Source organism: Streptomyces sp. NPDC026062 (assembly GCF_055568375.1).
This window is the reverse complement of record NZ_JBVHOQ010000026.1, coordinates 27,485-53,048: the sequence shown is the minus strand read 5'-3', so window position 1 is coordinate 53,048 and position 25,564 is coordinate 27,485. Positions and strand designations below refer to the sequence as shown.

Genomic DNA, 25,564 nt, shown 5'->3' with positions numbered 1-25,564 from the left:
GCTCACAGCACGAAGAGATCATGCAACGCGGCCATCAGCAGTAAGCCGCCGATCACCGTGAGGAAGATCATCAGAGGGGGCTGGGAAAGCGCGAAGAGGCAGCCACGCGGCTCTTCGGCGGGGGGTGCGGGGGCATCGCCCCGGGAGGTGTCCACCATCTCGCGACGATCATGACGCAGTCCGGCCCCCTTGGGGGGCAACACACCTTTTCACGAAGGCAGTTCACCCCCCAAAGGGAGTGCCGAATCGATCCTGCGTCCGATCGCGTGTCAGGCTTTCGGAACTCCGGTGCTCCCGCCGCGCTTTCGGAACTCCGCTCCCGCACTCCTGAGGCCTGTCCCGTGCTTCCTTGCGGGACAGGCCTCAGCCCTCTCGTTCCGCCCGGTTCCGGTCAGCCCAGGTCGCGCAGCATACGCAGCTGCACCGCGCGGTGGGCCGATGTGCCGCCCTCGTGGCCGTTCCAGGGGTAGACCTCGATCTCCTTGGGGCCCGCCCAGTTGTTGTAGGCGGCGAAGACGGTGGACGGCGGGCAGATGGGATCCATCAGGGCCACGGAGTACAGCACCGGCATCTCCGCACGGGCGGCGAAGCTGACGCCGTCGAAGTAGGAGAGAGTCCGGAACACCTGGTCGGCGTGGCCGTGCTGGGTGGCCAGGAAACGCACGATCTCCTGGTACGGGTCCTCGTCGGTGATCTCCACGGCCCGCCGGTAGTGCGTCAGGAACGGTACGTCGACGAGCGCGGCCCTCACATGGGGGCTGAGCCCCGCCACCGCCTGGGCTATGCCGCCGCCCTGGCTGCCGCCGTGCACGACGATCCGGTCCGCGTCGACGGACGGATGGGCGCGGGCCACCTCGACGGCGCGCACCGCGTCGGTGAACACCCGGCGGTAGTAGTACTCGTCGGGGTCGAGGATGCCGCGGGTCATGAATCCGGGCGACTGCGGGTTGGCGCCGCCGTGCGGGTCGGCGGTGGCGCCCGCCGAGTGGCTGTTGACGGCGCCCTGGCCGCGGGTGTCGACGACCAGGGTGGCCCAGCCGGCGGCGGGCCAGACCAGGTGGTCGTGCGGCAGTCCGCGCCCACTGCCGTAGCCGAGGTAGTGGACGACGGTGGGCAGGGGACCCTCGGCGCCCGCGGGCACGTTCAGCCAGGCGCGTATGCGATGGCCGCCCCAGCCGGCGAACGACACGTCATGGACCTCGACATTGCTCAACGCGGCGTCGAACGAAGTGAATTCGGCGTCCAGCGGGTGCGCGGCGGCCTCGTCGAGGGTGCGGCGCCAGAAGGCGTCGAAGTCGTCGGGCTCACCGGATTCCGGCCGGTAGGCGCGGAGTTCGTCCAAGGGCAGGTCGAACAGGGACATGGCATCTCCATTTCGGGCATGCGGAAGAACTGCGGAGGATGGAACAGCGGAGGATGGAACTACGGAGAAGGACCGAGGGGCGGGCCGGACGGCAGAACTCAGCGCGGTGTGGAGCTCGACGCGCGCACGACGAGTTCCGGCTGGAGCACGACGCTGCGGTGCTCGTGGGTACCGCCCTCGTCGTCCGCCTCCTCCAGCAGGAGTTCGGCGGCCATCCGGCCCATCACGGCCGCCGGCTGGCGGACCGAGGTGAGCGGTACGGCAGCGGCGGCCGCGAATTCGATGTCGTCGTACCCGACGATGGCGATGTCCTGGGGCACCCGCACCCCGGCCGCGTACAGGGCCTGGAGCACACCCAGGGCGAGCAGGTCGTTCGCACAGAACACAGCGGTGGGACGCGGGACCAGCCCGAGCAGCCGGGCCCCGGCATCACGGCCCGCCGCCACGTCCAGGCGGTCGGAGGGGATCTCCACAAGCGCCTCGGACGGCAGCCCGGCTTCGGCGAGGGCGGACAGCGCGCCCTGGCGGCGGTCCCTGATCTGATGCAGATCACCCGGGCCGCTGACGTAGGCCACCGAGCGGTGCCCGGCCGAGATCAGATGGCCGACGGCCAGGGCGCCGCCCCGCACGTCGTCGACGGAGACCGCGCAGGTCCCGGTGCCGGATGCCACCCGGTCCACCAGGACGTAGGGAATCCGGTGGCGGGCGAAGGATTCGAGGTTGCGGCCGGTCGCATCGGCCGGGGTGACCAGTACGCCGCATACGCGCTGTTCCGCGAAGAGGCCGAGGTACTCGGCCTCTTCCGCGGGGCTCTGGCCGCTGTTGCAGACCATGACGCCGAGTCCCGCCTGCCGGGCGGCGCGTTCGGCCCCGCGTGCCACCTCGACGAAGAAGGGGTTGCCCATGTCCAGGACGAGGAGTGCCATGATCCGGCTGCGCCCGGCCCTGAGCTGGCGGGCCGACTCGCTGCGGACGTATCCGAGCTCCTCGATGGCGGCCAGCACCCGGGCCCGAGTCTCGGGCAGCACCGCCTCGGGACGGTTGATCACATTGGAGACCGTGCCCACGGAGACGCCGGCCTCCCGGGCCACGTCCTTGATCCCTGCCACACGCGCCACTAGTCCTGCCCCACTGCCCCGGCCGCGCTCGTCAGGCGGCGTCACCCCATCGTACGGACGGGCATGAATGAATTGTTTCAATCCGACCGGGACGCTAGCCCGCCGGTCGGACGCCGTCAAGGATCATGCCTGAATCGATTCATACGAGTGGGGTCCGTCCGCCGGCGACCTCCAGGGGGCCGGCCCGCGGAACCGGAGGCGGGGAGGAACAGGTGGCGCTCAGATGCCGTGCTTCTTCAGGATGGCCTCGATGTCGCTGAAGTCGTCGCCCGCACCCGCGTCGGCGGACTGCTTCTTCGGCTTCTGCCTCGGCCCGGCAGCCGGTGCGCCCGGCCCCAGCGAGGGAGCCGAGGCCGCCGGCGCCACCGCGTCGCTCCGTCCGGACCGGGCCGCCGCCTTGCGCTCCTTCCGGGTGCCCCCGCCCCGGCGCTCGATCGCGCGCGTGGTCATGAACAGCAGCCAGGCCACCCCCAGCACCCCGAAGCCCAGCCAGACGCTGGGCTTGAAGGCGATGTCCGACACCCACTCGACGACACCGGTCAGCACCAGACCGATCGGGACCAGCGAGTACGCGGCGATCCTGGTCGCCGTGAGGAACCTCTTCCGGTACGCGGTGACGGCGGCGATGCCCAAGCCCGCCGCTGACACCGCGGAGCAGATGGTCTCGGCAAGCATCACGGCCTCCAGGCGCAGGGGAAACGTCCCTTCCATCCTGCACCGGAGACCGGGCGGGCGGCCACGCTCCCTGCCCGGATCAGGGACATTTCAGGGCCGGAATCCTCCCCAGGTGCCGTACGCCCCACCACCGGACCGGCCGCGGACGCCGCGCCCTCCTCCGCCCCGGTGCCGGTCGTGGCGGACCGGCGCCCCCTGGGAGACTGGTCCCATGAGCGATTCCACCTCCGCCGCACCGGTCGTCCTCGATGTCTGGTGCGAGCTCCAGTGCCCCGACTGCCACCAGGCCCTCACCGATGTACACGCGCTGCGCGCCCGGTACGGCGACCGGATCGACATCCGGCTCCGGCACTTCCCGCTGGAGAAGCACAAGCACGCCTACGCGGCGGCGCAGGCCGCCGAGGAGGCCGCGGCGCAGGGCAAGGACTGGCCGTACATCGAGGCGGTCCTCGCCCGCACCGCCGAACTTGGCCGCACCGGTGAGCCGCTGCTGGTGGAGTTGGCCGGGGAACTGGGTCTGGACGCCGAGGAGTTCGACACCGCGCTGATCGACGGCCGGCACATGCTGATCGTCGACGCCGACCAGGCCGAGGGCAAGGCGATCGGGGTCACCGGCACGCCCACGTACGTGATCGGTGACGAGCGGCTGGACGGCGGCAAGAGCCAGGAGGGGCTGCGGGAGCGGATCGAGGCGATCGCCGACCGGCTGCTCGCCGAACAGGGCTGAGGACGGGAACGGCAACGGGACGGGAACAGAAGCGGGGCGGGAACGGGCGTGCGGCGGCCGGACTGCCGAAGAGGCCCACCGCCCCGTCCTGCCCGGAGCGGCACACAGGCCGGAGCTGAGCACCGCACGAAGCGGCACACGGGCCGACGGGAGCAGGGGCACACTCGGCGCACGGGCCCGGAGCGGCGCACGGGCCGACTCGGGCCGCGTGCCGACGGGAGCAAGGGCCGGGTGGTGGGTCAGAGCGGTTTGGCCAGGTTGTAGCGGGTCGGCTCGTAGCCGAGTGACTCGTACAGCCGGAGCGCCGGAGTGTTGGCCGTGACGACGTGCAGGCCCAGCCGCGTGTGGCCGGCCGCCCGCGCGAGACGTTCGGCCCGGAGCATCAGCGCCCGGCCGAAACCGCGTCCCCGGTAGCGTTCGTCCACCTCGACATCGAAGACGTAGCCGACCACCTGGCCGGGGTGCATCTCGAACCGCGCCACCCACAGGAACCCGGCCTTCCCGTCCTCATGGATGAGGTGGTGCAGTTGCGCACCCTCGGTGGCGAGGCCCTGCGGCAGATGCCTGGCGTGCGAGGCGCGGGCGGCTCCCAGCGCCGACTCCCTCGGGACGCCGCGTGCCACCAGGCTCTCCGCGTACCCGGCTGTCGCGACGTCCTCCCAGGCCGTGTACTCCTCGGACGTCATCGGCCGTGTGGTCAGGCCGTCGGGCAGGGCCGGAGGGTCGGACGGCAGCTGTTTGATCATGTTCCGGCTGCGCTCGGTGTAGCCGAGCGCAGCCGTCAGCCGTCGCCCCGCGGTGTCGTCGGGGGCGACCTCCGCCAGCACCTGCGTACAGCCCCAGCCGCGCAGCACCTCTTCGGCCGCCAGCGCGGCGATGGTGCCCCGGCCGCGCCGCCGGACCGGCTCGTCGATCCGCAGGGACCGCAGCACCCCCGTCGAGCCGTCCGACCCGGGCTCGGTGCCGATCTCGACGGCTCCGACAGGGCGCCCGTTGTCGCACACGTCGTAGGCGCGGCTCTGTGCGCCGTCGGCGCCTGACTGGATCGGCCCGGACGGCCGGAGTGTCGTGGTCATCAGAGGATTTCTATCCCCTGCGCGCGAGCCCGTCATTCGCTTTTCCGGGAACGGGCCGCTCGGCGGGGCCTGCCGTACGGGCCTCCCGGTCACGGGTCCAGATCGTCGGCGGCCCGCTCGTCGAAGACGCGCATCGCCTTGGCGGTCACCGGTCCCGGTCCGCCGGGCAGCTCCCGGCCGTCGACGCGGTGGACGGCCTGGATGTCGCGGAGAGTGGAGGTCAGGAAGATCTCCTCGGCCCGGTCCAGGGCGTCGAACGGCAGGTCCGTCTCCTGCGCCCCGGTCCACTCCACCGCCAGTGCGCGGGTGATCCCGGCCAGACACCCGGAAGCGACGGGCGGTGTGTGCAGCTGTCCGTCGAGGACGACGAAGACGTTGGAGCCGGTTCCTTCACAGAGCCGGCCGACCGTGTTGGCGAACAGTGCCTCGGTGGCGCCGTGCTCGTGGGCACGGGCGAGGGCGACGACGTTCTCCGCGTACGAGGTGGTCTTGAGTCCGGTGAGCGCGCCGCGTTCGTTGCGGGTCCACGGCACGGTGATGACCGCCGTGGTGTCCGGGCGCCGCTTCGCCGCGCCGAGGGCGACGACCAGGCCGGGACCCTCGTTGCCCCGGTCGGAGCTGAGCGGTGAGATCCCGCCGGTGTAGGTGATCCGGAGCCTGCCCAGCGCGACGGGGTTGGCCTCGACCACGGCTGCGCAGGCCCGGCGGACCTCGTCGAGGTCGGGAGCGGGCAGGCCGAGGCCGAGGGCGGAGCGGGCCAGCCGGTCCAGATGGCGGGTGAGCGCGAACGGCCGGCCGTCGGCGGTCCTCACCGTCTCGAACACGCCGTCCCCGACGGTCAGCCCATGGTCGAGCACGGACACCAGGGCGTCGTCGGCGGCCCGCAGTCCCCCGTTGACCCAGATCTTCATGGCGCGGTCCTCCCGGTTGGTTCGTATGCGCCCGACGCTACCGCGAGCAGCCTGGACGCCTTGAGTTCGGTCTCGTCCCACTCGCGTTCCGGATCCGAGCCCCAGGTGATACCCGCCCCGGTGCCGAACCGCAGGACCTGGGCGTCGCCCGCGCGGTCGGTCCAGAAGGTGCGGATGCCCACGGCGAGGGAGGCGGTGGCCCGGTCGGCGTCCACCCAGCCGATGCCGCCGCAGTACGGGCCGCGCGCGGCGGTCTCCAGTTCCTCGATGATCCTGAGCGCGCTGGACTTGGGGGCTCCGGTGACCGAGCCGGGCGGAAAGGCCGCGGCGAGCAGTTCCGGCCAGCCCGCACCGTCGGCGAGCCGGCCGCGCACGGTGGAGACGAGGTGGACGAGCCCGGGGTGCCTCTCCACGGCACAGAGGCCGGGGACCGTGACCGTTCCGGTGGCACAGACCCGGCCCAGGTCGTTGCGGACCAGGTCGACGATCATCACGTTCTCGGCGTGGTCCTTCTCCAGCAGGTCGGCCTCGGTGCGGCCGGTGCCCTTGATCGGTCCGGACTCGACCGTGCGGCCGTCCCTGCGCAGGAACAGCTCCGGCGAGGCGGTCGCGATCCCGACGCCGTGACCGGGCAGCCGAATCGTTCCTGCGTACGGGGCCGGGTTGCCGCGCGCCAGCAGTGCGGTGAGGGCGTCCACGTCCGCCGCCGCCGGATCGGGCAGCGGTGCGGTCAGCACGCGGCAGAGATTGGCCTGGTAGACCTCGCCCGTCGCGATGTACGCGCGGATGCGCCGCACACCCGCCAGGTAGGCGTCACGGTCGAGGGAGGAGGTCCAGTCACCGGCGACGGGGCCGCGCCAGGCGCCACGCACGGGTTGGGGGACGGTCTCGGTGCGCACCGTGTCGAAGCGGGCACAGACGAGGCGGCCTTCAAAATCGGCCGATACCGCCCAGAAGCCGGACGAGTCGAGGGCCGCGGGATCACTGGTCACATCCCGCAGGCCGGAGGCGACGAGGCCCCCGAAGCGGGCCATGGGAGCAAGGTCGTGCACGTCCGCGAGTCTAGGACGGTCCGTGCCGACCCGCGCCGGGGCGAGTGCACCTCAGCACGCTGCACAAACGCGTTTTTGTACTGGCCCCGGAATCCGCTAGAGTTCAACACGTCGCCGGGACACGCAAGTGAATCGGAACCGACAAGCGGACGTAGCTCAGTTGGTAGAGCGCAACCTTGCCAAGGTTGAGGTCGCCAGTTCGAACCTGGTCGTCCGCTCGCAGAAGGTGGGGGATCTTCCCGAACCCCCACCCCTGGTGGAGTGGCCGAGAGGCGAGGCAACGGCCTGCAAAGCCGTCTACACGGGTTCAAATCCCGTCTCCACCTCCAAGGACGATTAGCTCAGCGGGAGAGCACTTCCCTGACACGGAAGGGGTCACTGGTTCAATCCCAGTATCGTCCACTGATCCGCAAGGATCCCCGCGCGATTAGCTCAGCGGGAGAGCGCTTCCCTGACACGGAAGAGGTCACTGGTTCAATCCCAGTATCGCGCACGCAGTACACGCAGGGTCACCTGCGCGATTAGCTCAGCGGGAGAGCGCTTCCCTGACACGGAAGAGGTCACTGGTTCAATCCCAGTATCGCGCACCGTTCGAAGCCCCGGTCGTCTCGACGACCGGGGCTTCGTTGTTGGCTCGCGTACCCGCGGTCGCCGCCGACGGGTGCCCGTGCCGTGGCCCGGACGTGTTCCGTCCGGGCCACGGCACGGGGTGGTCCGGATCAGGACGAGAAGAGCATCCGGCCGAAGCTCTTCTGCCGGTAGTGACCCTGGTGGTGCCCGCCGTGGTGCTGCGGGGATCCCCAGGCGGGGGCCGGTGCCGCCGGGTATGCCTGCGGGGCGGGCGGCGCGGGCGGAGCCTGCTGCGTCCACTGCGCCTCCACGCGGGTCAGGGACTCCAGCTCGCCGTAGTCCAGGAATATCCCCCGGCAGCCGCTGCACTGCTCGATCTGAATGCCGTTGCGGTTGTACGTGTGCATCTGTGCGTGGCACTTGGGACACTGCATCTTCGGGCTCACTCCTCGCCGTCGGTTAGCCATCGCCGGAATGCGTGCCCGGCGGCGGTCGGTTCACCCTACGACGAGTGTTCGGCGGCCAACTCGGCCGGGAGAGAGGCAATTCGGGCACAGGCATCGATCATCATCTGTTCCACCTCATCCGGATCCCGGTGCTCCGCCGCGGACTTGGCGAGGGCCAGTGCCGCCGTCTGTACGGTCAGGGCGCGGGCGGCGAGGTCCAGCTCGGGCCACGGGTCGCCCTTGGCGCGTACCGCGGGGCCGCCCGCGGCCCGGTAGGCGCCCAGGAAGCGGAACCACACCTCGGGGGGCAGCAGTCCGGCCGCGTACCAGGCCGCGGGCCGCGCGAGGTCCCAGGCCGGATCGCCCGGTCCCGCGTCGTCGACGTCGATCAACAGCCACGCACCATGCGGGGCGGGGTGCCGGACGAGCTGGCCCAGGTGCAGATCGCCGTGGCAGAGAGCGTGCGCGCGGTGCGCGGGAGCCGCGGCCTCGTCCCGTACCCAGGGCGGCAGTGCGCGCCAGGCCGCGAGCACCGGGGCGGTGGCCCGGTCACCGGGCCGGGCCGCGCGCATCCGGGCCACCGCGAGCGCGGCCTTCGCCGGGCCCCTCATGGCGGGCAGCGTGCCCGGAGCGGGCTGCCGGTCCGGCCTCCCGGTGCGGTGCAGACGGGCCAGCAGGGCGGCCGCCTCCTCCCACGGCGCCCCGTCCGGGTCGCCCGGGTCCACCGGCTCCCCGTAGGGCCACAGGGTGACCGGCCTGCCGTGCAGCTCGGCAAGGTACGGCGAGGCGGCGCCGTACGCGGCACCGGCGGAGGACGGCGGGGCGGCGCCGTCCTCCGCCGGTGCCCAAAGCAGCCGCGCGGGAAGCGGCGCGAGCAGAATGCCGGCCAGACCGGGATCGGAGGCCAGGCCGAGGCGTGCGGAGAGGGCGGCGGGGTCCGTACCTGCGGCGTGGGCCTTGGCGACGACGGGGCCGCAGCGGACCACGGTGCCGTCCGCGCGGTCCGCGAGGACGGCCGGTGGCGGGCAGCCGCACACGTCGTCGCGCCGCCGCACCTGACCGGGAAAGGACCCGGAACGGGCATGGGCCGCTTCGTGGGCGAGGGCGCCCAGCGCGCGTACGACTGCGGTGGTCACGGACTCCCCCGGTAGTACAGGATCGGCGGGCCCGGCCGGCGCCGCGCCCGCCGGAGAGCGTACGCGGATCGCGCTGACAGCCGTACGCGGGTGGACGGCTGCCGCTCGCCCTGCCGGGCTCCGGACGACGCCGTCGGATCCGCCTGCGGCCGAACGGCCCCGGACAGCGCGATGTCCGGTCAGCTCCCCAGCTGACCGGACAAACGCTGCCGTCCGCCGCACCCCCGTCCCCACGGGGTTGTTGGCCGGATGTCCCGGTCCGGACCGCTCTTCCGGACCCGGGGCGCCGCTCAGCGCCCCAGCATCACGCCCACGGACGACGCCTGTGTGACCACCGCTTCCCAGCCGCCGAAGACGACTGCGAGCAGGGCCGCCAGAGGAAGAACCATGACCGTGGCGACCAACGGGTGCCGCCTGCCGGACGACGGGCGGCTGCCGAACGAGGCATGGGCCCCGCGTCCTCGCGTGCGGACCATGGTCCGCGCTGCCGTGTCCGTCATGGTTCCTCTCCTGACCTGATGTGGAGCAGCGGGCGTGTGACCTCGGGGGACGAGTGCGACGCCCGCCGCTTGACTTACACATTAGGGATCCGGGAAGCGGGCGGCGTCATGCCCGCGTACCGAATACCGGGCCTCCCGGAGGATGAGCCGTGGACAGTCGGCGTACTCCCCTGGGTGGAGAACGGACTACCGGACGTTGGGGTCATCCCGGAGAGGACGCTCGGATGTGTCCTCTCCGGGTACCGGCTGTTCGACCAGGGCGACCACCCTGGCCGCCATGAAGCGGGCAGTGCGCACCACGGAGCCTTTCCTCGTGACTTCACTCACTTCGACCACCCCTCGGCGGACCGCGGTCTCCACCCTGCGCCCTGCCCTGGAGGCCACTACTTCGTAGGTTCGGGTCGTGCCCCCGGCGTCCACGACTATCTCGACTCGATCGCCCTTCATTGATCCAATCCCCCTTCTGCGACGGACCTTTGAGATCTCGCACGGGCCGGGGAGCCTGGATCCGCGGCTCCCTGACCACTCCTCAAGTTTCCCACCCGGCACTGACAATCGATTGTCCGGCGAGGGCGCGGCCTCTGAGCGCCCCGGGCGGCGGGTACGTAAGCTGTGCCTCGTCAGGCGGACCAGGCAGCGGGGATGGGCAGACATGGCGATGATGCGGCTCCGGCGCGAGGACCCGCGTGTCGTCGGCTCGTTCAGGCTGCACCGGCGGCTCGGGGCGGGCGGCATGGGTGTCGTCTACCTCGGCTCGGACCGGCGGGGCCAGCGGGTGGCCCTGAAGGTGATCCGCCCCGACCTGGCGGAGGATCAGGAATTCCGCTCGAGGTTCGCGCGCGAGGTGTCCGCGGCCCGGCGGATCCGGGGCGGCTGCACGGCACGGCTGGTCGCCGCCGATCTGGAGGCGGACCGCCCGTGGTTCGCGACGCAGTACGTTCCGGGCCCCTCGCTGCACGACAAGGTGGCCGAGGAGGGCCCGTTGTCCGCCGCCGAGGTGGCCTCGATCGGGGCCGCGCTCTCCGAGGGCCTGGTGGCGGTGCACGAGGCCGGTGTCGTCCACCGGGACCTGAAGCCGTCGAACATCCTCCTGTCCCCCAAGGGGCCCCGCATCATCGACTTCGGCATCGCCTGGGCGACCGGTGCCTCCACACTCACGCACGTCGGTACGGCGGTGGGTTCGCCCGGCTTCCTGGCGCCCGAGCAGGTGCGGGGCGCGGCGGTGACGCCCGCGACGGACGTCTTCTCCCTCGGGGCCACACTGGCGTACGCGGCCATGGCCGATTCGCCCTTCGGGCACGGCAGTTCCGAGGTGATGCTCTACCGCGTGGTGCACGAGGAGCCTCAGCTGTACGACGTGCACGACGCACTCGCGCCACTGGTGAGCGCCTGTCTGGCGAAGGACCCGGAGGAGCGCCCCAGCACACTGCAACTCTCCATGCGGCTGAAGGAGATCGCGGCACGGGAGGCGCAGGGGCTGCACGAGAGCCGCCCGCCCGCCCAGCGCTCGGCGCAGGAGGCGGACCGGCCCACCGGGCGCCTGGACGGCCCGTACACCGAGCAGCAGACGCGTCGCTCGCCCGGTCCCGCTCCGGTTTCACGGCCGCGGAGCCGTCAGCCGGCGGCACCGCGTCCGGCGTCGCCCCGCACCGGTGGTTCGCGGCCCGCGCCGCAGCAGCCGCGCGGTACGACACGTTCGGGCAGGAGGCCGCAGGGTCCGGCCGGGACGAACGGCAGGCCGGGGACCCGGCCCGGCACGCGCCCGACCTCGACAGGCAGGCGTCCTGCCAACCCGCGCCTGCTGCGGCAGCGGTTGGTGGTCTTCGTCGTGGTGACGCTGTTGGTGGCGCTGGGGATCGCGGCGGCGCAGGGCTGCGAGGGACCGGCCCGCGGTCTCGGCGCCGGCCAGACGCAGGGGCAGGGGCAGGGGCAGGGCGAGCAGTAGCCGTGCGCCTTGGGCCCGCCGGCTCCCCGGGGTCCGGGGGCCGGGGGGGGCCGCCGGGCGGGTTCGGACCGATGGCGAGCAGGGCCGCCGCGGCGTCCCGCGTGCCCGGGAGACCGCCCGTCAGCTCATGCCGCCCTCATGAGCCTCGGCATCGGGGGTCAGCCGGACCTCGGCCGGGTGGCGTAGAAGGCGACGGCCGAGGCGGCGGCCACGTTCAGGGAGTCGACACCGGCGTCCATCGGGATGCGTACATGCTCGTCGGCTGCCAGCAGCGCACCGGCCGACAGCCCCTCCCCCTCCGTGCCCAGCATCAGGGCAAGCTTCTCGTGACGGCGGCCGGCGAGCTCGTCGAGCGTGATGGAACTCGCCGAGATGGCGAGGGCCGCGAGCACGAAGCCGTCCTTCCGGATGACGTCGGCGCCCTTCGGCCAGGACTCGAACCTGGCGTACGGGACCGCGAGAACAGCCCCCATGGACACCTTCACGGCCCGCCGGTAGAGCGGGTCGGCGCAGCGCGGGGTGAGGAACACGGCGTCCACTCCCAGAGCCGCCGCATTGCGGAACGCCGCACCCAGGTTGGCGTGGTCGACGATGTCCTCGAAGATCGCGATACGGCTCTGCCCAGCCCGTTCGCGCGCACCCGGCGCCGGCACCGCGCCGGTGTCCGCCCGGTCGTCGGCAGTCTCCGCGCCGGCCGCGCGGCGGGTCGCGAGGAGCAGTTCGTCGGCCGTCGGCAGCGGCTTGCGCTGCATGGAGGCGAGGGCGCCCCGGTGCACGTGGTAGCCGGTGACGCGTTCGGCGAGCTCCGGGCTGACCGCGTAGACGGGCGCCGGCACCTCGTCGATGACGTCGCGCATCAGGTCGACCCACTTCGCCGAGAGGAGCATGGAGCGCATCTCGTACCCGGCATGCCTGGCGCGTCTGATCACCTTCTCCCCCTCGGCGATGAAGAGGCCCTCGGCGGGCTCGCGCCTGCGCCGGAGCTCGACGTCGGTCAGACCGATGTAGTCGCTCAGGCGGGGGTCGTCGGGGTCGTCGACGGTGATGAGATCAGCCACAGGTTGATACTGCCTTGTCCGGTGTGTGGTGCCAACGGTCTGGAAGAAGATCCGTTACCGCCGGTTACTCGGTGTGTGTCGTGGCGGCCGTCGCCGGACCGACCGCGACGACGTCACCGATGACGATGACGGCCGGCGGGCGGACGTCCTCCGCCACGGCCCGTTCCCCGACCGTGGCGAGCGTCGCGTCGACCCTGCGCTGGGCGGCCGTGGTCCCTTCCTGGACCAGGGCGACCGGGGTCTCGGGAGACCTGCCGTGAGCGATGAGCGTACGGGCGATGGCGCCGATCTTGTCGACGGCCATCAGGAGCACGAGGGTGCCGCGCAGCCGGGCCACCGCCTCCCAGTCGACCAGCGAACGCGCGTCGTCAGGGGCGACATGGCCGCTGACCACTGTGAACTCGTGGGCGACACCGCGGTGGGTGACGGGAATGCCCGCCGCTCCGGGAACGGAGATCGAGCTGGAGATGCCGGGCACGACGGTGCACGGGATGCCTTCGGCCGCGAGCGCCTGGGCCTCCTCCATACCGCGCCCGAAGACGAACGGGTCGCCGCCCTTGAGCCGTACGACGGCCTTGCCCGCCTTGGCGTGCTCTATCAGGGCGTTGTTGATCGCCTCCTGCGCCATGTAGCGCCCGTAGGGGATCTTCGCGGCGTCGATCACCTCGACGTGCGGCGGGAGTTCGTCGAGCAGGTCGCGCGGGCCGAGCCGGTCCGCGATGACGACGTCCGCCTCGGCGAGGAGGCGGCGGCCCCGGACGGTGATCAGGTCCGGGTCGCCCGGTCCGCCGCCGACCAGGGCGACGCCGGGGGCCCGGGTGCGGTGGTGGGGGGCGGCGAGGGTGCCGTCGCGCAGCCCCTCGACGATGGCGTCGCGGACGGCTGCGGAGTGGCGCGGGTCGCGTCCGTGCGCGTCGGTGGTGAGCACGGCGACCGTCACACCCTCGCTGCGGCCGGTGGCGGGGGTCCAGGCGGTGGCCTCGTCCGCGTTGTCGCTGCGGACGCACCAGGTGCGGGTGCGCTCGGCCTCGGCGGAGGCGGCGTCGTTGGCCGCCGTGTCGTCGGACGCGACGAGGGCGTACCAGGTGTCGGCGAGGTCCCCGTCGGCGTACGGGCGGCGCTCCCAGCGGATCTCGCCGGCATCCGCCATCGCCTCGACGGACGGGGTGGCGGACGGCGACACGAGGACGATGTCGGCGCCGGCCGCGATGAGGGCGGGGAGGCGGCGCTGCGCGACCTGGCCGCCGCCGACGACGACGACGCGGCGCCCGCTGAGGCGCAGTCCGACAGGGTAGGCGGGGTGATCGGCGTGCTCGGCCATGGCGGTGCGGGCTCCTCGTGCGATGCGGGGGCTGCGGCCGCTGCGGCGGTGGAGCGGCTGTCACGTGCGGTGATGTGCGGTGGTGCGGGGCGGGCTGGGGCTGGGGCTGGGGCTGGGGCTGGGGCTGGCCACGATACGGGGTGGGGTGGGCCGGACGTCGGGTACCGCGGGCCCCGCGGCTCGCCCCGGGGCGAGCCGCGGATGCCGGCGCAGCCGGGGCTTCACGCCCGGCGGGACGGGCCCGGACCTCCGGCGACCGGGAGCGGGGTCCGGGGGTGCGATGCCCCCGGACCGCGACCGGGCTACTTCTCCGTGACGCCTGCCGAGTCGAACGTCGCCACCTCGTGCATCGCGCGGGCCGCGCTCTGCACGATCGGCAGCGCCAGCAGAGCGCCCGTACCCTCGCCGAGGCGGAGGTCGAGGTCGACCAGCGGGCGCAGGCCCAGCTTGTTGAGCGCGGCCACATGACCGGGCTCGGCACTGCGGTGGCCCGCGATGCAGGCGGCAAGCGCCTCCGGCGCGATGGCACGGGCGACCAGGGCGGCCGCGCCCGCGCTCACACCGTCGAGGATGACCGGCGTACGGAGCGACGCCCCGCCGAGCAGGAAGCCGGCCATCGCGGCGTGCTCCAGGCCGCCCACGGCCGCGAGTACCCCGATCGGATCGGCCGGGTCCGGCTGGTGAAGGTCGAGGGCGCGGCGTACCACATCGACCTTGCGGGCGTGCATCTCGTCGTTGATGCCGGTGCCCCGGCCGGTCACCTCGGCCGGGTCCAGGCCGGTGTAGACACAGATCAGGGCGGCGGACGCCGTGGTGTTGGCGATCCCCATCTCCCCGGTCAGCAGGCCCTTGTTGCCCGCCGCCACCAGATCGCGGGCGGTCTCGATGCCGACCTCGATCGCGGCCAGGACCTCCTCGCGGGTGAGCGCGGGGCCGGTCGTGAAGTCAGCCGTTCCGGCGCGCACCTTGCGGGGCAGCAGGCCGGGCTGCGCGGGCAGTTCCATGGCCACACCGACGTCGACCACGCACACCTCGGCACCGACCTGGGCCGCGAAGGCGTTGCAGACCGCGCCGCCGCCGAGGAAGTTTGCGACCATCTGGCCGGTGACCTCCTGCGGCCAGGCCGTGACGCCCTGGGCGTGCACCCCGTGGTCACCCGCGAAGATCGCGACGGCCGCGGGCTCCGGGATCGGCGGCGGGCACATCCGGGAGAGCCCGGAGAGCTGCGCCGAGATGATCTCCAGCATGCCGAGCGCACCGGCCGGCTTGGTCATCCGCTTCTGGCGCTCCCAGGCCTCGCCCAGCGCCTTGGCGTCCAGCGGCCGGATGGTGGAGATGGTCTCCTGGAGCAGGTTGTGCGGCTCCTCGCCGGGCAGGGCACGGCGGCCGTAGGTCTCCTCGTGGACGACCCAGGACAGCGGGCGGCGCTTGGACCAGCCCGCCTGCATCAGCTCGGGCTCCTCGGGGAACTCGTCGACGTAACCGACACAGAGGTACGCCACGACTTCGAGGTGCTCGGGCAGGCCCAGGGCCCGGACCATCTCACGCTCGTCGAAGAAGCTGACCCAGCCGACGCCGAGGCCTTCGGCACGTGCGGCCAGCCACAGGTTCTCGACGGCGAGCGCCGAGGAGTACGGAGCCATCTGCGGCTGGGTGTGCCGGCCGAGGGTGTGCCGGCCGCCGCGGGTGGGGTCGGCCGTGACGACGATGTTGACCGGGGTGTCGACGATCGCCTCGATCTTCAGTTCCTTGAACTGCTTCGCCCGGCCCTTGGGGAGCGACTTCGCGTAGGCCTCACGCTGGTGCTGCGCCAGTTCGTGCATGGAGCGGCGGGTCTCCGCGGAGCGGATGACGACGAAGTCCCAGGGCTGCGAGTGCCCGACGCTGGGCGCCGTGTGGGCGGCCTCCAGGACCCGCAGGAGCACCTCGTGCGGGATGGGGTCGCTGCGGAAGCCGTTGCGGATGTCGCGGCGCTCGCGCATGACGCGCAGTACGGCATCGCGCTCGGCGTCGTCGTAGCCGGGGGCGGGGGGCTGGAAGGCGGCGGCCTCATCGCCCTCCGGGGCCGGGGCGTCGGAGGCCTGGGGCTCGTCGGCCACCATGGGAGCAGCGGCCCCGGAGGTCTCCGTGAGATCGGCGGCCCGGGTCCGCGGCTCGGGTTCGGCGGCCTCGGGCCGTACGGGCTCCGGGTAGCCGTGGCCGTCCGTGAGGTCCGGGGTCTCGATGACCTCGGGACCCGTCTCCGGCCCGGCCACGACCGCCGGTGCGGGCGCGGGCACGCTCGCGGATTCCGGCTCGGGCACCGCCAAGGGTTCGGGCGCGGGCACGACGACGGCTTCCGGCGCGACGGCTTCGACGACCTCGGCCGCCTCCACCGTCCGGGCCGGGCCCCCGGTCTCCATGACCGCTGCCACGGCCTCAGGAGCGAGCTCCGGAGCAGGCTCCGCGGCCGGCTCGGTCACCGGCACCGGAGCGAGGTGCGGGGCGGTCGGCAGCGAACCCGCGACGGGCACGAACCGGCCGAGGGACGCTCCGTCGGGAACCGGCTCCACCTGCGGCAGGGCGGCTGCCCCGGCCGGGGCTTCCTCGGCCACGGCCGCCTCGGCCCGCGCTTCGGCGGCGGGCACGGGCTCGGCGGCCGCCGTCTCGGCAGGCACGGGCTGGGCGAGCGGGACTTCGGCGGATGCGGCCTCGGTCGGGGCCACGGCCTCGGCGGGCGCGGCGGCGTCATGGGCCGCTGCCTCGGCAGGTGCCGCGTGCACGGGAGCGACGCCGGCCGGAACCTCGGCCCCAGCGGCCTCAGCGGTCTCCGCCGACGTGGGTGCGGGTGCCGGGTCCTCGGCCGGGAGAGTCGGGGGCTCGACGGCCACCGGCTCCACGGCCACCGGCGCGGGCTCCTGCGCCTCGGCCGGGGCCATCTCGGCCACGGGCATCTCGGCGACGGGCATCTCGGCGACGGACACCTCGGCCACCACTTCCGGAACGACCGCCTCCGGTACAACCGTTTCTGCTGCTGCCGTTTCCTCCGGCGCCGAGGACTCCGCCTCCGGGGCGACGGCCTGTTCCGCGACCGGCACGGCGGCCTGCTGCGGCGCCTGGGCGGCCCACTGACCCGCGCTCTGCGGCGGGATCTCACCGAGCTGCGGTCCCGGGAGCGCGGCAACCTCGTCGGCCGGCAGCTCGAAGTACTCGGGTTCGGCGGTGGCCGGGCCCGCGTGCCGTGCGGGTGTCTGAACGGCAGCCCGCGCCGGGGGCTGGGTCCGGGGCTGGGGCGATCCTGCCGGGCCCCGGTCGGCCAGCGAACGGACCACGCCGCCGGACGTACCGCCGTAGGAGGGACCGGAGTCGGCGGAGGCCGGACCCCGGTGCAGCGGACGGCGCACCGGCGCCTGCGTCTGCGTCTGCGTCTGCGTCTGCGTCACGGGTACCTGGGCCTGCGCCGGTACGGGGGCGGGCGAGGGGATGCGTACACCGCTCAGGTCGACGTGCCCGGAATCGCGGCCGCCCGACTCATGGGTTCCCCGGCCGCTCTCCTGGAGGGCCTCGGCCGGGGCCTGCTGCACGGCGTACGCCGTGACCTGCTCCTGGAACGGGGCCGGGTCCTGCGCCCCGCCGTCACCCTGCGGCATGTGGTGCGGCTGCGGGGCGGGTCCCTGCTGGTACGCGCCGCCCTGCTCGGGCAGCGGGGCCTGGCCCGCCTGGGGCTCGCCCCAGGCGCCCTGGGCGCTCGGCATCAGCAGGAGGTCGTCGTCCTCGGAGACATGCGCGGAGGGGTCGAGGAAGGTGTAAGCGTCCGGGGCGGGGATGCCCGTCCGCTCCACCATGCCTGCGTTCTCCGGCAGTCCCTCGCCCGGGATCCGGCCGGTGTCACTCATGCGTACCCCTCGCCCATCGTCAGTGCTTCTTCGGCCCTTCGCCCGGAACGCCCGAACGTGGCACACCGGTACTCGTCCAGTGGAACGAGCGGGCGAGCCGCGCGGCACGAATCGGTCGCGGACATAGTGCATTCTCGCGGCCGTTCGGCGCCGCGGCAGGACATTTCGCCACGGCTCGCTGTGGACTGCGCCACGTTGCGCGTCCCCCGGTTCTGCCGTACCACAACAGGGGCCAAAACAGTCCCCTTTTCCGGACATTGACGAACGAAGCGACGAACGTCCGGGCGCGGTGCAACGATCGGCCAGCCTACCTCGCACCGCATGCCGACCGGGTCAGGGGGCAAGGTCCGAACGCAGTGCGGAGAGCAGGAAGACGACTGTGCGTTCGCGCTCCGACCAGGCAGCCGTGTCGAGTTCGACGGACTGGAGGAGGGAGCAGGCGACCGTATAGCCGTTCTCCATCAGCGCCGCGCCCAGCACCTCCGCCTCGTCCCGGGTCGACGCGTGGGTCACGATCCGCTCCGGCCTGCGGTCGGCGACGGCGACGGCAACGGGGGCGCCGCCGCCTCCGATCCGTACGATGTCGGGCTCGGGCAGCCGCTCCAGCACGTGCGGAGCCCGGCCCTCGACGACCTGGAGCTGAACGCCGAAGGCCCGGGCCGCCGCGGTCGTACGGGCGCAGGCGTCCGGGTCACTGTCGACGGCCAGGACCGCCGCACCGAAGCGGGCGGCCTCCACGGCCAGGGCGCCGCAGCCGGAGCCGATGTCCCAGAGCAGGTCGCCCGTGCGGGGCCCGAGATGGGCCAGTTGGGCGGCGCGGAGCCCGGGGGCCTCGCCCTCGCCGCTCTCGCCCCGGGCGTCCGTCGCGGGGCCCCGGTAGGCGTCGGCGGGCAGCGCCCAGCCGCGTACGCCCTGGGGGTAGGCGGGGTGGCGGCCCGCGATCCAGGCTCCTTCGGCCCGCTGTTCGGGGCCGCCGCCGATGACGATGACGACGTTGGGGTCGCGCCAGACGTGGTCGGCGGCGGTGTCGGAGGTGACGACGCTGACCTGTTCGCGGTCGGTGCCGAGCTCCTCGCAGATGACGAAGGTGCGGTGGACGCCTTCGAGCAGGAGCGCCAGTTCGGCGGGGCCCGCACCCGGCGAGGTGAGGACGGCGACCTTGTGGTGGGCACGGCAGACGTTCACCGCCCGGCGCAGGGTGCGGGGGTGAGCGACGACCGTCTGGGCGTCCTCCCACGGCATGCCGGCGCGGGCGAAGGCGGTGGCGACGGAGGAGACGGCGGGCACCACTTCGACTTCGAGACCGTGCTCGGGCGCGCGCAGGGTGCGTACGACCCCGAAGAAACCCGGGTCCCCGTCGGCGAGAACCACGACGCTGCCCCGGTGCCCGGCGATCCGGCGGGCAGCGAGGTCGACCGAGCCGAGGCGGATCCGCTCCGCGCCGTGCGGGACTTCGGGCAGCGCGAGATGGTGGGCGGCGCCGGCGACGAGGGTGGCAGCCGAGAGCGCGGCCGTGGCCGCTCTGGTCAGTGGCGAGCCGTCCCAGCCGATCACGGTGACACGGTCGGCCATCTGTCGTCAGTCTCCTGGATGTGTCGCAGGTGGGGCAGGTTGCCCAGAGGCGGGCAGGGTGAGGTTACCCGGTACGGACCTGTGCCGTGCCAGTGCCCCGGCAAGCTCAGTTCCAGTCGTTGTAGGTGCCGTAGCCACCGGCGTCGGCGAGCTCTTCGGCCACCCCTTCGAGGTCCTCGGGCAGCAGGCCCCAGACGATCAGATCGGTCCTGATGTCGGTCCATCCTCCGTCCTCGGTCTGTGAACGGGCTATGCGGGCGTTGCGCAGCACTCCCTCGCTGATGCAGCCGAGCTTCTGCGCGACCTGCTGGGAGGCCGTGTTGTCGGCGGCGGTGCGCAGCTCGATGCGCTCGAAGCCCTGGTCACGGAAGAGCCACTGGGCAAGGGCCAGCACGGCCTCGGTGGCGTAGCCCTCGCCGCGCGCCCACGGGGCGGTGATGTAGGCGGCCTCGGTGGCGCGGGTCCGCCAGTCGGTGTTGCGCAGCCGCACCGAGCCGACGAGGCGCTGGGTGAGGAACTCGGTGACGGCGAACACGATGCCGTCGCCCTTCGTGCGCTCCGCGGGAGCGATTCTGCGGACCCAGCGTTCGGCGTCGACCTGGGTGTAGGGCTGAGGGGCCTCGGTCCAGGCGATGACGAGTTCGTCGTTCATCATCTCGATGTGCGCGGGGATGTCCGCCATGTCGAACGGGCGCAGCACCAACCGGTCCGTGCTGATGGAGATGTCCGGGAAGGTGGAAGTCATGCGCAGCTCCATGCCGAAGACCGTGTAAAGGCACAGCATGCAGCATCGGGTGGGCCCCGCGCATGGCCGGGTGGGCACGGCGGAGCCCCGCACACCCGGGCGGGGTGTGCGGGGCTCCGCGGGCAAGTGCCTTGCCGTGGTCAGGACTTGGCTGCGGTACCGAAGGCCGGGATGACCGAGCCCTGGTAGCTGTCCTCGATGAACTTCTTGACCTCGTCGGAGTGGAGGAGCTTCACGAGCTTCTCCACGCGGGGGTCCGTCTCGTTGCCCTTCTTGACGGCGATGATGTTGGCGTACGGGTTGCCGTCCGCCTTCTCCAGCGCCAGGGAGTTCTCGGCGGGCTTGAGGTCGGCCTCGATGGCGTAGTTGCCGTTGATGACGGCGGCGTCCACGTCGTTCAGGGCGCGGGGTACGGTCGCGGCCTCCAGCTCCTTGAACTTCAGGCCCTTCTTGTCGGTGATGTCGCTCAGCTTGGCGCTGGTGCCGACGCCGTCCTTGAGGGTGATCAGACCGTTCTCGGCGAGGAGCTGGAGCGCGCGGCCCTCGTTGGTGGTGTCGTTGGGTACGGCGATGGTCTGGCCGGACTTGATGTCGGCCAGGTCCTTGACCTTCTTGGAGTAGACGCCCAGGGGCTCCAGGTGGACGGTGCCGACGGAGACCAGGTGGGTGTTGTTCTTCTCGTTGAAGTCGTCCAGGTAGGGCTGGTGCTGGAAGAAGTTGGCGTCGACCTGGCCGGTCTCGGTGGCGGTGTTCGGCAGGACGTAGTCCGTGAACTCCTTGACCTCCAGCTTGAGGCCGGCCTTCTCTGCGAGGTTCTTCTTGACGAAGCCCAGGATGTCGGCGTGCGGCGTCGGGGAGGCCGCGACGACGAGGGCCTTGGAGGTGTCGGCCTTGGCGCCGGTCCCGCCCTTGGACGCCGGGTCGGAGTCCGTACCGCAGGCGGTGAGACCGAAGGCGAGGGCGGCGGTGGCGGCGGCAGCCGCGGTGATCTTGATGTTCTTACGCACGAAGAGTGCCTCTTTCAGGTGGTGATGGTGGTGCGCCCGGACAAGGAGTGCGGGCTCGTGGAGGAGAGAAGTCTCAGGAGGTGGTGCGGCCTCGGCGGGCGAGCAGGCGTACGGCTCCGTCGCCGATCAGCTGGATCACGGTCACGATGACGATCAGCAGCGCGACGGTGATGAGCATGAACTGGTTGTCGAAGCGCTGGAATCCGTAGGTGACGGCCTTGGATCCGAGTCCTTCGCCGCCGACCGCACCGGCCATCGCGGAGTAGCCGATGAGCACGATGACGGTGGTGGTGATCCCGGAGACGAGGGAGGGCAGCGCCTGCGGCAGCAGGACCTTGCGGACGATCGTCGGGATGGAGCCGCCCATGGACTGGACGGCCTCGACGAGCCCGTGGTCCACCTCGCGCACCGCCGTCTCGACGAGCCGGGCGAAGAACGGGATGGCGCCGACGGCCAGCGGCACGATCATCGCGGTCGGGCCGATGAAGGTGCCCACGACCCAGGTGGTGAAGGGGATCAGGGCGATCAGCAGGATGATGAACGGCAGCGAGCGGCCGATGTTCACGATCACGCCGATGACCTTGTTCACCGGTGTGTTCCGCAGGAGGCCGCCCTTGTCGGTGAGAACGAGCAGGACGCCGAGCGGCAGTCCCACCAGGACGGTGACGACCGCGGACCAAAGGACCATGTAGAGGGTGTCGACGGTGCCCTGTGTCAGCAGCGGCTGCATTTCGGACCAGGTCACTTCGCCACCTCCTTGGTGAGCGGTGCGGGGATGACGGCGGGTTCGGTCTCTGTGCCGTCGACGAGCTCGGCCTGCAGTCCCTGCTCGCGCAGGAAGCCGATCGGGACGACGTTCTCCTCGAACCCGCCGGGCAGCTCGATGCGCATCCGGCCGATCTGCCTGCCGCCGACGGTGTCCATCGCGGCACCCAGGATCGAGATGTCGATGTTGTACGTACGGGAGAGCTGCGAGATCACCGGCCGGCCGGCCGCGTCGCCGTGGAAGGTGACGTCGACGACCGTGCGGTCGGGGCCGGAGGCGCTGCCGCCGACCGGGAACAGCTCGTGGGCGAGTTCGGAGCCGGGGGTGGCGAGCAGGTCGCCGACAGTGCCGGACTCGACGACGCGCCCCTTGCGCATCAGCGCGGCGGAGTCACAGATCGTCTTGACGACGTCCATCTCGTGCGTGATGAGCAGGACGGTGAGACCGAGCTGCTGGTTGAGATCGCGCAGCAGCTGGAGGATGGAGCGGGTGGTCTCGGGGTCCAGGGCCGAGGTCGCTTCGTCGGAGAGCAGCACCTTGGGGTCGCCGGCGAGCGCGCGGGCGATTCCGACACGCTGCTTCTGGCCGCCGGAGAGCTGGCCCGGGTAGGCCTTGGCCTTGTCGGCGAGGCCGACCAGGCCGAGGAGTTCGAGCGCCTTGCGGGACCGTTCGCGGCCGGTGACGCCGAGGATCTCCAGCGGGAGTTCCACATTGCCCTGGACGGTGCGGGAGGCCAGCAGGTTGAAGTGCTGGAAGACCATGCCGATGCGGCTGCGTGCCTCGCGCAGTTCCTTGCCGGCCCGGCGGCCCCGGCCCGCGAGAGCGGTGAGGTCCTGGCCCGCCACGGTCACGGTGCCGGAGGTGGGGCGCTCCAGCAGGTTGACGCAGCGGATGAGGGAGGATTTCCCGGCGCCGCTCTGCCCGATGACGCCGTACACCTCGCCCTCGCGGACGTGCAGGTCGACGCCGTCCAGGGCGGTGACCTCACGGTCGCGCGACTGGTAGACCTTCGTCAGGCCTGTAGTGGTGATCACAGGGTTTCCGTCACTGTCGAGTGCGCGGCGCGGTGTCCGCCGGGCACGGGGAAGTCGTCCGATGAGGCCGTCCGGACGTTTCGGCCGGACGTTCCGAGCGGGTGTCCCGGCACGGCCGGTACGCGGCGGCGGCCGCGGGGCAGCGTGCTGGAAGGGCGCGTTCCGCTGGGTGCGGACAGCTCGGACTCGGTCTCGCTTCGGGGCGCGAGGCTCAGGCGTGGGCCCTCAGAAGGCGCGCATTCGACACATACAACGAGCACCGGGCGTCGTGATCGCCTCGGTCGCAAGGGTGCGGCTGCTCGTCGTGGTCATGCGCCAAGTAAAACAGACGTCAGGTTCCCGCCGAACCCGCTGTCCGGATAGCGGACAGCCGTGGATGGTCCGACGGCTTCGGCCGGCCTGCCCGGCAGAGGCCCGGCCGTACCGCTGTGACCTGCGCCGATACAAGGGGCGCACGGTCCGTGAAGCAGGCCCGCACCCGCCGGGGGCATGGGGGCGTGTGGCCAAGACCACGATCGCTCCCCCGCCCGGTGCGGTCCTGTCGCACGCCCTCGTCCCCGCGAGCCGCGGCCTTCGGGCACGGGGGTGCACGCAGCGGCCCCCGCCGCCCGTAATACCCTCGGCTCATGCTTGACGCCCTGACGATCGCGGTCGGTGTGGCCGCCCTCGCCCTCGCCGCCTGGTGCGGATTCGCCGCCTACCGGGACCAGCCGACCAAGGACTGGCACTTCATCGGGATGGCCGTGGTCTCGCTCCTGGCGCTGGCCCAGCTGGTGGTGGGGATCGTGCAGCTGGCCCGCGGCGAGCGGCCCGAGCAGGGCATGACCATCTTCATCGCGTATCTGACCGGGGCCTTCCTCGCCGTACCGGCGGCGGGCTTCCTGTCACTGAGCGAACGGACCCGCTGGGGTTCGGTGACGGTGGCGGCGGGCGCGGTCGTGCTGGCCGTTCTCGAAGTACGGCTCTACGACATCTGGGGAAACTGACCGTGACCGACACCGATCGCACCCCCGCAACGGCCGCCGGTGGAAAGCAGCCCTTCGACCTCGGCACCGGACCGGGCCGGGTACTGGTCTGGTTCTACGGGGTGTTCACCGTGGCGGCGGCGTCGCGCGCCATCGTGCAGATGATCCTGGACTTCGGCAGGGCCCCCCTGTCGTACGTGCTGTCGGCTGGGGCCGCGGCCGTCTACGGCTTCATCACCTACTCGCTGGTGCGCGGTGGCGAGAAGGCCCGGCGGACGGCTCTGGTGTGCTGTGCCGCCGAGCTCGCCGGGGTGCTGATCGTGGGTACGTGGACCCTGGTCGAGCCCTCGGCGTTCTCGGACGCCACGGTCTGGTCGTACTTCGGCCGGGACTACCTGTTCATCCCGGTGATCCTTCCGGTCACCGGGATGATGTGGCTGCGCCGCGCCCGGACCGCGTGACCCCGAGGGCGCTCCCGCCAGGAACTGCCGGGACTTCCCTCAGGCGCTCGTCACATAGGCGGGTGCCGAGGCCTCCTTCTCCAGCAGGATCATCCGGACGCCGTCCTGACCGGTCTCGTTGCCGACGGGGGCGTAGCCCGCGCGCCGGTAGAGCCGCAGATTGTTCTCGCTGCGGTGCCCGGTGTGCAGCCGGAAGCGGGTGGCCGACCGCTGGTCGGTGAGGCCGGCCTCCGCCGCGCCCAGCAGCCGGGCGCCGAGGCCGTGCCCCTGGAGCCGGGGGTGGACGCAGAGCCTCCCGATCTGTCCGGTGCCGTCCTGGTCCGCCGCACCGCGTACCGCACCGACGACCTCGTCGCCGAGGCGCGCCACGAACACCAGGTGCGTGGCGATTTCGGCGCGTACCGATTCGAGGGTCTGGACGAGGGGGTCGATCCGGTAGTTCCCGTACAGCTCCGCCTCGCTCTGAAAACAGAGGTACTGGAGTTTCAAGACCTGCTCGGCGTCCTGTGCCTTCGCCGCCGAGATGATCACGCTCATGCCCATCCGCGCATGCCTCTCGCTCACCTGATCCGCCGGTTGTCTACCGCTCCTTTCCCCGCAGTTCAGGAGCTACAACCTCCGCCGCCAGCATTCTGCGCAGACATCCAAGGCATCGGGAACGGATCGGACCCAAACTCCCCTGTGACATACCCAACTCCCCTGCGATTTGGCGGTAGGTGAGGTCGCCCGGAGCGAGCAGCGCGCGCAGCAGGCGGGTGCAGTGACCGGGCAGCCGGTCCACCGCGTCGTACAGCATCCGGCACTGGTCGGCGAAGAGGGCGGCCCGTTCCGGGCAGCCGGAGGGGTCGGCGGCGGACTCGTCCCGGTAGGGGCGTTCCCGCAGGGCGGTACGACGGGCCCGGCGGGCCTCGGCCCTGACGGTGTCCCGCACCCACCGGACGGGGTCGGCGGGCGGCCCCTGGTCCGCCAGCCGTTCCAGCAGCCGCAGCCAGACCGACTGCGCGAGATCGGCGGGCTCGACTGCGGCGCCGGTGGCGGATGCCGCGGCCTCCGCCGTCGCCTCCGCTCCGACCAGCGGATACAGCGCGCGGACCACGGCGGCGGCGCCCGGGGCGGGCAGGACCTGGGGAAGATCGAGAAGCGTCACGCCCCCACCCGACCCGGTATCCCGGGCGACGGTCGCCGAACCTGCCGGGACCACCCGACCGGGGCACGGCCCGGCCGGGTGCTGACGTACCGGA

25 protein-coding genes and 5 tRNA genes are annotated in these 25,564 nt (G+C 72.2%); 9 read left to right on the top strand and 21 right to left on the bottom strand.

Annotation, left to right across the window (positions count from 1 at the left end; all coding sequences use genetic code 11):
* Positions 1-2: 2 nt before the first annotated feature.
* The 4 genes from ACZ4LX_RS23355 to ACZ4LX_RS23340 form a co-directional block, all read right to left on the bottom strand.
* Positions 3-158, bottom strand: coding sequence for a hypothetical protein (locus tag ACZ4LX_RS23355; protein WP_164494018.1), 156 nt, complete (start codon positions 156-158; stop codon positions 3-5).
* Positions 159-391: 233 nt separating this feature from the next.
* Positions 392-1,363, bottom strand: coding sequence for an acetylxylan esterase (locus ACZ4LX_RS23350; protein WP_467648309.1), 972 nt, complete (start codon positions 1,361-1,363; stop codon positions 392-394).
* Positions 1,364-1,461: 98 nt separating this feature from the next.
* On the bottom strand, positions 1,462-2,481 hold the full coding sequence (locus tag ACZ4LX_RS23345) for a LacI family DNA-binding transcriptional regulator (protein ID WP_467648305.1): 1,020 nt from the start codon (positions 2,479-2,481) through the stop codon (positions 1,462-1,464).
* A 219-nt stretch (positions 2,482-2,700) separates the two neighbouring features.
* Positions 2,701-3,156, bottom strand: a complete 456-nt coding sequence (locus ACZ4LX_RS23340; protein ID WP_467648301.1) for a hypothetical protein — start codon at positions 3,154-3,156, stop codon at positions 2,701-2,703.
* A 211-nt stretch (positions 3,157-3,367) separates the two neighbouring features.
* Between ACZ4LX_RS23340 and ACZ4LX_RS23335 the strand changes: the two genes are divergently transcribed.
* A complete protein-coding gene (locus tag ACZ4LX_RS23335) occupies positions 3,368-3,883 on the top strand; it encodes a DsbA family protein (RefSeq protein ID WP_467648298.1) in 516 nt (171 codons plus the stop codon).
* Between the two features lie 239 nt (positions 3,884-4,122).
* On the opposite strand, the gene ACZ4LX_RS23330 is transcribed toward ACZ4LX_RS23335, so the two are convergent.
* The 3 genes from ACZ4LX_RS23330 to ACZ4LX_RS23320 form a co-directional block, all read right to left on the bottom strand.
* On the bottom strand, positions 4,123-4,959 hold the full coding sequence (locus ACZ4LX_RS23330; RefSeq protein ID WP_467648294.1) for a GNAT family N-acetyltransferase: 837 nt from the start codon (positions 4,957-4,959) through the stop codon (positions 4,123-4,125).
* A gap of 89 nt (positions 4,960-5,048) precedes the next feature.
* Positions 5,049-5,870, bottom strand: a complete 822-nt coding sequence (locus tag ACZ4LX_RS23325; RefSeq protein WP_467648291.1) for an aminotransferase class IV — start codon at positions 5,868-5,870, stop codon at positions 5,049-5,051.
* The gene (locus ACZ4LX_RS23320; RefSeq protein WP_467648513.1) at positions 5,867-6,904 is read right to left on the bottom strand and encodes a chorismate-binding protein; all 1,038 of its coding nucleotides are present in this window, start codon (positions 6,902-6,904) and stop codon (positions 5,867-5,869) included. The genes ACZ4LX_RS23325 and ACZ4LX_RS23320 overlap by 4 nt, the downstream gene beginning before the upstream one ends.
* A 163-nt stretch (positions 6,905-7,067) precedes the next feature.
* Here ACZ4LX_RS23320 and ACZ4LX_RS23315 point away from each other — a divergent pair.
* The 5 genes from ACZ4LX_RS23315 (at position 7,068) to ACZ4LX_RS23295 (ending at position 7,509) form a co-directional block, all read left to right on the top strand.
* A tRNA-Gly gene (locus ACZ4LX_RS23315) sits at positions 7,068-7,140 on the top strand.
* 37 nt (positions 7,141-7,177) lie between these two features.
* Positions 7,178-7,251, top strand: a tRNA-Cys gene (locus ACZ4LX_RS23310).
* A gap of 1 nt (position 7,252) precedes the next feature.
* A tRNA-Val gene (locus ACZ4LX_RS23305) sits at positions 7,253-7,324 on the top strand.
* A 19-nt stretch (positions 7,325-7,343) separates the two neighbouring features.
* Positions 7,344-7,415: transfer RNA gene (locus ACZ4LX_RS23300), tRNA-Val, on the top strand.
* Positions 7,416-7,437: 22 nt separating this feature from the next.
* Positions 7,438-7,509: transfer RNA gene (locus ACZ4LX_RS23295), tRNA-Val, on the top strand.
* Positions 7,510-7,641: 132 nt separating this feature from the next.
* Here the strand turns inward: ACZ4LX_RS23295 and ACZ4LX_RS23290 are convergent.
* The 4 genes from ACZ4LX_RS23290 to ACZ4LX_RS23275 form a co-directional block, all read right to left on the bottom strand.
* Entirely contained in the window at positions 7,642-7,926 is a 285-nt protein-coding gene (locus tag ACZ4LX_RS23290) for a TFIIB-type zinc ribbon-containing protein (protein WP_467648289.1), read from the bottom strand.
* Positions 7,927-7,994: 68 nt separating this feature from the next.
* Positions 7,995-9,074: a phosphotransferase gene (locus ACZ4LX_RS23285; RefSeq protein ID WP_467648287.1), complete on the bottom strand. Its 1,080-nt coding sequence runs from the start codon at positions 9,072-9,074 to the stop codon at positions 7,995-7,997.
* A gap of 290 nt (positions 9,075-9,364) precedes the next feature.
* The gene (locus ACZ4LX_RS23280) at positions 9,365-9,574 is read right to left on the bottom strand and encodes a hypothetical protein (RefSeq protein WP_467648284.1); all 210 of its coding nucleotides are present in this window, start codon (positions 9,572-9,574) and stop codon (positions 9,365-9,367) included.
* 186 nt (positions 9,575-9,760) lie between these two features.
* Positions 9,761-10,021, bottom strand: a complete 261-nt coding sequence (locus ACZ4LX_RS23275; protein WP_467648282.1) for a hypothetical protein — start codon at positions 10,019-10,021, stop codon at positions 9,761-9,763.
* Positions 10,022-10,226: 205 nt separating this feature from the next.
* Here ACZ4LX_RS23275 and ACZ4LX_RS23270 point away from each other — a divergent pair, with 205 nt between their 5' ends.
* Positions 10,227-11,519 (top strand): serine/threonine-protein kinase, encoded by a 1,293-nt coding sequence (locus ACZ4LX_RS23270; protein ID WP_467648278.1) that lies wholly within the window; start codon positions 10,227-10,229, stop codon positions 11,517-11,519.
* 158 nt (positions 11,520-11,677) lie between these two features.
* Here the strand turns inward: ACZ4LX_RS23270 and ACZ4LX_RS23265 are convergent, their stop codons facing one another.
* From ACZ4LX_RS23265 to ACZ4LX_RS23230, 8 genes are all read right to left on the bottom strand, one after another.
* The gene (locus tag ACZ4LX_RS23265; RefSeq protein WP_467648274.1) at positions 11,678-12,577 is read right to left on the bottom strand and encodes a TrmH family RNA methyltransferase; all 900 of its coding nucleotides are present in this window, start codon (positions 12,575-12,577) and stop codon (positions 11,678-11,680) included.
* 64 nt (positions 12,578-12,641) lie between these two features.
* Positions 12,642-13,898, bottom strand: coding sequence for a uroporphyrinogen-III C-methyltransferase (gene cobA / locus ACZ4LX_RS23260; RefSeq protein WP_467648271.1), 1,257 nt, complete (start codon positions 13,896-13,898; stop codon positions 12,642-12,644).
* Between the two features lie 302 nt (positions 13,899-14,200).
* A complete protein-coding gene (cobT, locus tag ACZ4LX_RS23255; protein WP_467648269.1) occupies positions 14,201-17,773 on the bottom strand; it encodes a nicotinate-nucleotide--dimethylbenzimidazole phosphoribosyltransferase in 3,573 nt (1,190 codons plus the stop codon).
* A gap of 333 nt (positions 17,774-18,106) precedes the next feature.
* Entirely contained in the window at positions 18,107-19,345 is a 1,239-nt protein-coding gene (gene cbiE / locus ACZ4LX_RS23250; RefSeq protein WP_467648265.1) for a precorrin-6y C5,15-methyltransferase (decarboxylating) subunit CbiE, read from the bottom strand.
* Positions 19,346-19,451: 106 nt separating this feature from the next.
* Positions 19,452-20,129 carry a GNAT family N-acetyltransferase gene (locus tag ACZ4LX_RS23245; RefSeq protein WP_467648263.1) on the bottom strand — a complete coding sequence of 226 codons (678 nt, stop codon included), beginning with the start codon at positions 20,127-20,129 and terminating at the stop codon, positions 19,452-19,454.
* Positions 20,130-20,230: 101 nt separating this feature from the next.
* Complete coding sequence (locus ACZ4LX_RS23240; RefSeq protein ID WP_467648259.1) at positions 20,231-21,097, bottom strand: MetQ/NlpA family ABC transporter substrate-binding protein; 867 nt, start codon at positions 21,095-21,097, stop codon at positions 20,231-20,233.
* Between the two features lie 73 nt (positions 21,098-21,170).
* Positions 21,171-21,842 (bottom strand): methionine ABC transporter permease, encoded by a 672-nt coding sequence (locus tag ACZ4LX_RS23235; protein WP_467648255.1) that lies wholly within the window; start codon positions 21,840-21,842, stop codon positions 21,171-21,173.
* Positions 21,839-22,897 carry a methionine ABC transporter ATP-binding protein gene (locus tag ACZ4LX_RS23230; protein ID WP_467648253.1) on the bottom strand — a complete coding sequence of 353 codons (1,059 nt, stop codon included), beginning with the start codon at positions 22,895-22,897 and terminating at the stop codon, positions 21,839-21,841. The genes ACZ4LX_RS23235 and ACZ4LX_RS23230 overlap by 4 nt, the downstream gene beginning before the upstream one ends.
* A gap of 626 nt (positions 22,898-23,523) precedes the next feature.
* On the opposite strand from ACZ4LX_RS23230, the gene ACZ4LX_RS23225 reads away from it, so the two are divergent.
* Positions 23,524-23,883 (top strand): hypothetical protein, encoded by a 360-nt coding sequence (locus tag ACZ4LX_RS23225; RefSeq protein WP_467648249.1) that lies wholly within the window; start codon positions 23,524-23,526, stop codon positions 23,881-23,883.
* Between the two features lie 2 nt (positions 23,884-23,885).
* Positions 23,886-24,323 carry a hypothetical protein gene (locus ACZ4LX_RS23220; protein WP_467648245.1) on the top strand — a complete coding sequence of 146 codons (438 nt, stop codon included), beginning with the start codon at positions 23,886-23,888 and terminating at the stop codon, positions 24,321-24,323.
* 39 nt (positions 24,324-24,362) lie between these two features.
* Here the strand turns inward: ACZ4LX_RS23220 and ACZ4LX_RS23215 are convergent, their stop codons facing one another.
* Positions 24,363-24,866 (bottom strand): GNAT family N-acetyltransferase, encoded by a 504-nt coding sequence (locus tag ACZ4LX_RS23215; RefSeq protein ID WP_467648509.1) that lies wholly within the window; start codon positions 24,864-24,866, stop codon positions 24,363-24,365.
* A 37-nt stretch (positions 24,867-24,903) separates the two neighbouring features.
* Positions 24,904-25,470, bottom strand: coding sequence for a sigma-70 family RNA polymerase sigma factor (locus tag ACZ4LX_RS23210; RefSeq protein WP_467648243.1), 567 nt, complete (start codon positions 25,468-25,470; stop codon positions 24,904-24,906).
* Positions 25,471-25,564: the final 94 nt, after the last annotated feature.